The following is a 5,472-nucleotide window of genomic DNA, read 5'->3' as shown; positions in this document are numbered from 1 at the left end:
AGGGCATACCTTGTGTGACAGCCGACGCTGTTACTGTTAAAGAACTGCAAGAGTTAGTCGCTGCCAATCCTCAAGCCACCGTGACAGTAAATCTGGAAACCTTGCAAGTGCAAATTGGCGATTACACAGCCCCAGTTGCGATCGGTGAAGGTACAAGAAGGACATTTATTTCTGGAACTTGGGACGCTTGCGGTCAGTTAGTAGCTAACGCTGACCAAGTTCGGGCAACAGCTACAAAATTACCCTACGTTGGTTGGGGTAATTTAGCCGCGAGTTAGCATTTTCTCATTCCCTGCCTGTCAGCCAGGGAATGATATCGTCTTCGGTAAATTACTTGTGATTCCTGCGTGGTCTCTAAATACTGTTCGGTTAAGCCAAGAGACGCAATGAATCCTATCTCTATACTAATCAGTCTTTCGTGTTGACGGCGATTTATCGCATCTTTGCGATCTAGAATTTTCATCAAAAAACCTTAACCAAATCGTATTGTGTGACCTCTCCCCTAGAAGGCTTACTGTGTACACACAAGTTATCTGATTACCCAAAAGTCCTTCTAAACCTCACCCTGTCCTATCGGACATCCCTCTCCTCAAGAAGCTATCCATTACCCGGATCTTTCTTAACAAACAGACAAAATACTTAAGATTAGACCGAAACGGTTGATGGGTATAGTTTTGAGGGAAAGTATAGTTGTGGGTGATGACGCATCATGCAAAAATGGGCAGAGTCAGAATTACAACAAGCAGACTTAGGGGATGCGAGGAGAAACAAACGGCTAGTACGTATTGTGGAAGACTTAGCATCCCAGCCAGCTAGTAGCGTACCACAAGCTTGTGGAGATATAGCAGCGACAAGTGCAGCATATGATTTTTGGAATTCACCATATTTTCAGCCATCAGATATTCGGAATGCCCAGATCAAAAGCACAATCGAAAGAATCAAAGAACATCAGGTAATATTGGCAATTCAAGACACAACAAATATAGACTTAACAGACCACCCAGCAACCAGTGGTCTTGGTTATCTCGACCACAGGAAATCATCAGGCTTAAAGGTACATTCAACATTTGCAGCGACAATTAAAGGAGTACCACTGGGAATTATTAATCAACAGGTTTGGTCGAGAGAAGCAGAAAATATAGGAATTGCAAAAAAACGCCGTCAAAGGGAAACACAAGAAAAAGACTCGTCTTCGTTGGTTAGATGGATTATCAGCAACACAAACGTTGATACCAAAAGAAATTCAAAGCGCATAAATATGGCATTAGCCACCTACTCAATTGTGGCATGGCGTTTATTATGGCTGACTTATGAAGCACGAGTTCATCCCGACCTGCCTTGTGACACAGTTTTAGAACCGAATGAATGGCAATCTTTATGTGCCACTATCAATAAAAATCCTATCCCACCCCATACGCCACCATCTTTACGCCAAGCAGTACGCATGATTGCCAATCTTGGTGGCTTTTTAGGTCGCAAAGGTGATGGTGAACCTGGGGTGAAAACCATTTGGCGTGGGCTGCGGCGATTACACGATATCGCCGCCACTTGGAAACTTCTCCATCCTGATTCTCCTAAGACATCAAAGTAGTTAACGATCGCACTCAGGTTTAGTGCGTTTTCTGTCTCTCAAGTCAATCATGCTCTCATTGTTTACTTCTATCATTCCCTCAGAGTCTGACTTACAGCAATATTAAGAAAGATGTGACTAATGGATAGAACGCTAGCAGGGAAGGGGTTGGGGGTTACGTCTCTATTCGACTCAACACAGAATACTGCTGTGTTAAGATTAACGTTGGGGTAGGCATTTCCAGCTGCTGCGTGGTGGTTCGTGGAACAACAATCCGAGGAACTGCTGCTCGGCCAATCGCAACAGGAACGCGCGTGACAATAGGAACAACAACGTGGGTTTTCGGGTTGTGGTTGCGGCTCCCCTCAGCACTCTTCTGCTGTCAGAACTGATGAATGGGAATTCATCGGGCGTACCAAAGAAGAGTCCAGACCTACTCCAGCGAGGTTGGTAACAATCTCCGAATATAAAACCGAGTCGGATAGCTTGGTAGGCTGCGAAACCGAACAGTTATCCGACTCATCCCATTTATTCTTTGATGTGCGAATAAGTTTGTAGTAAGGACTTTAGTCCTTGATTTGAGCGCTAAAGCGCTCACTACAAACTCAGCAAACTTAACGGATTACTAGAAAACTCCACAATTTCTATTGCAATTATAGTTAGGCAAGCTTACCTTGTGGAAAACTTGTGGAAAAGTACTTAAGTTTTTCCACAAGGTAATTATACTTAATTAAGTTTTGACTGTAGAATATCAAGTTTTCCCCAGTTTTTTCCACAATCTAAGTTAAATTTAATCAATTTTTAGACGTTACTTAATATTCTTGACTAATTCTTCAACCGTCAAAGCTCATAATTTAGACTGCTGGTTGTGGAAAACTTAAAATAAATCTTCAGGATGGTTTTTGAGAACGGCTAGTCATATTGATGCGATCGCTCAATTCCCGTAGAGTTTGTGCTAAGGTGCGATCGCTCTCCTGAAGTTGGGTAATTTTATCGCAACTATAGATTACCGTTGTATGGTCTTTACCACCAAATTCCTCGCCTATTCTCGGCAAACTCAAAGCTGTGTGTTGGCGCATGAGATACATTCCTAATTGACGTGCCCAGCTAATCTCTCTTCGTCGTGAGTTACCTTTAAGGTCATCTATTGAAACATCAAAATTATCCGCCACCACCTTTAAAATTGCTTCTGGGGTAGCTGCCATTTTTTCGTTAGGGGGTTCTAAAACTGGTGTGATATTTTCCACCGTCATCGGTAAACCCCAAATAGAAATATAAGCCACCGCCCGAATTAAAGCTCCTTCTAATTCTCGAATATTAGAAGTATAGTTAGAAGCAATATACTCAATCACATCGCGGGGAAGACTAAGATTTTCATCCTCAGCTTTTTTCTGCAAAATTGCCATTCTCGTTTCTAAATCCGGCTTTTGAATATCTGCAATTAAGCCCATAGAAAACCGAGAACAAAGACGTTCTTGCAAGCTAGGAATCTGGTTAGGCGGACGGTCGGAAGCAATGACAACTTGTTTACCAGCTTCATGTAGAGTATTAAAAGTATAAAAGAATTCCTCTTGGGTATATTCCTTCCCTTCAAGAAACTGAATATCATCGACTAATAAAACATCAGCCGCTCGGTAATGCTCTCGGAAACTTTGCATACTATCCTTACGGATGGCTGTAATTAAATCATTAGTAAACTGCTCAGTAGAAACATAAAATATTTTACAATTAGGAAAAATTGCATAGCGATAATGACCAATAGCTTGCATCAAATGAGTTTTACCCAAGCCGACACCACCGCATAAAAATAAAGGATTAAACTCTTTACCTGGAGATTCTGCAACTGCCAAAGAAGCAGCATGAGCCATACGATTATTAGCACCAACTACAAACCGTGAAAAGACATATTTAGAGTTTAAGTCAGTAGTTTTATGATTGCGATCGGGAACAGCTTCAGAAATACTGCTGGAATTTGGTGATTCCCAAGCAACCTCTCGTTCACTAAAATGAGAAACTTCATCACCTTGAGCAACCGTAATGTAAATTCCTACGGGATGACCGAGAATATCTTGTACTACATGAGCAATGGTATTAATGTAATACTTCTGTAACCAATTACGAGCGAATGGGTTAGGAGTGCGGATAACCAAACAATTATTTTCTAATCGCTCTGCACTAGCAGTTTTGATCCAAGTTTCAAAGGTAGGTCGGGATAGTTCAAGCTTTAGGCGCTCTAGTACCTCACTCCACAGACTTTCTATGGGAATTTCCATTATCCACCACCTTTGCTGTTAATCGTCACAATAGAAGAGAAAGCACTAATTTAGCATTGAGACACGCTAGACCTAAAATAAGCTTTTAAGTTGTAACCAAATCGAGTGCTGAGTGCTGTTAGCGGTAGCGGGGCGTTTAGCCCGTGCTGAGTGCTGAGTAAAGCAAAAATTTATCAGAGCTTTATTACTCAGTATATGCCTCGTCCCTTTATTATGAGCGGTCTTTTAACCTCAGCACTCAGCACTTTTAACTCAGCACTCTCATTGACACGGAGAAGCAACGACACATGAAGATAACAAACCATCACTCAGCGCCCAAAAAAATTGAAACCAGGGGCTTACCCCAAAGGTTGTGGATACTCTCATACGGGGTAGCAGTGGTGTTCCTGGGGAGCTGCTCTCTTCTACCTGCTAAGACTGTTGATAATCAGCAAAGGGATACTCAAGCCCAAAACACAACACAACCGAATCCGGTAATTGTCCCCCCGCAGATTTTCTCTTCGTCTGGAGATCCTAATTTTGTAGTGAAAGTAGTGCAACAGGTGGGACCTGCGGTAGTTCTTATTGATTCTTCCCGAACAATCACTTCTCGCATACCAGACGAATTTAACAACGATCCATTTTTCCGGCGATTTTTTGGAGAGGGAAACCCACGGCCTAGACAAAGGGTAGAGCGCGGTAGTGGCTCTGGATTTATCATTAATTCTTCAGGGCAGATTTTGACTAATGCCCATGTGGTAGATGGTGCTGATAGAGTGACTGTCACACTCAAAGATGGCCGAACTTTTGATGGGAAAGTACTGGGTGAAGATCCGGTAACTGATGTGGCTGCGATTAAAATTGACGCTAATAATCTGCCTACCCTAGCTGTGGGTAATTCTGATACTTTGCAACCAGGAGAAGCAGTAGTAGCTATTGGCAACCCGTTAGGCTTGAATAATACCGTTACATCTGGAATTATTAGTGCCACAGGGCGTTCTAGTAGCGAGATCGGTGCTAGTGACAAGCGGGTTGATTACATCCAAACGGATGCTGCGATTAACCCTGGTAATTCCGGCGGCCCATTGCTCAATGCTCGTGGTCAAGTGATTGCAATGAATACAGCGATTATCCGAGGCGCGCAAGGCTTGGGATTTGCTATACCTATTAACACCGTGCAAAGGATTGCCCAAGAATTAATCGCTAAAGGTAAAGTGGATCATCCTTATTTGGGTGTGCAGATGGTGACACTGACACCAGAAAATAAAGAAAGAATCAAAAAAGTCGCAGGCGATCGCTTAAATATTACAGCAGATGACGGCGTTTTGCTGGTTGAGATTGTGCCGCGATCGCCTGCATCTGTAGCTGGACTACAAGTTGGTGATGTGATTAAAAGTATTAACAGCCAGCCTGTTACTAAAATTGAAGAAGTACAAAGACTAGTAGAAAAGAGCCAAATCGGTACTAAATTACCTATAGAAGTGGAACGCAATGGGCAAATTGTCCAAGTAGCAGTTCAACCTGCTCCTTTGCCTGTTAGACGTGAAGGATGATGTTTGTCATTTGTCATTGGTCATTGGTCATTTGTCATTGGTCATTTGAAAAATAACTGACATACTTCACTCTCTCCATGCCCCATGCCCCATGCCC

General features: G+C 42.6%; 2 protein-coding genes and 2 pseudogenes. 3 read left to right on the top strand and 1 reads right to left on the bottom strand.

Annotated elements, in window-relative coordinates:
* Positions 1–278 (top strand): annotated as a pseudogene (locus tag IQ229_RS11180) (isopropylmalate isomerase); the annotation flags it as partial.
* Positions 279–709: 431 nt separating this feature from the next.
* A pseudogene (locus tag IQ229_RS11175) lies at positions 710–1,591 on the top strand (IS4/Tn5 family transposase DNA-binding protein).
* A gap of 869 nt (positions 1,592–2,460) precedes the next feature.
* Here the strand turns inward: IQ229_RS11175 and dnaA are convergent.
* Positions 2,461–3,843, bottom strand: a complete 1,383-nt coding sequence (gene dnaA / locus IQ229_RS11170) for a chromosomal replication initiator protein DnaA (RefSeq protein ID WP_194043692.1) — start codon at positions 3,841–3,843, stop codon at positions 2,461–2,463.
* A 287-nt stretch (positions 3,844–4,130) separates the two neighbouring features.
* On the opposite strand from dnaA, the gene IQ229_RS11165 reads away from it, so the two are divergent.
* Positions 4,131–5,375 carry an HhoA/HhoB/HtrA family serine endopeptidase gene (locus tag IQ229_RS11165; protein WP_194043690.1) on the top strand — a complete coding sequence of 415 codons (1,245 nt, stop codon included), beginning with the start codon at positions 4,131–4,133 and terminating at the stop codon, positions 5,373–5,375.
* Positions 5,376–5,472 lie beyond the last annotated feature (97 nt).

The sequence above is a fragment of the Nostoc cf. edaphicum LEGE 07299 genome, assembly GCF_015207245.1.
GTDB classification, from domain to species: domain Bacteria; phylum Cyanobacteriota; class Cyanobacteriia; order Cyanobacteriales; family Nostocaceae; genus Nostoc; species Nostoc edaphicum_B.
This window is presented reverse-complemented; position numbering and strand designations above follow the sequence as displayed.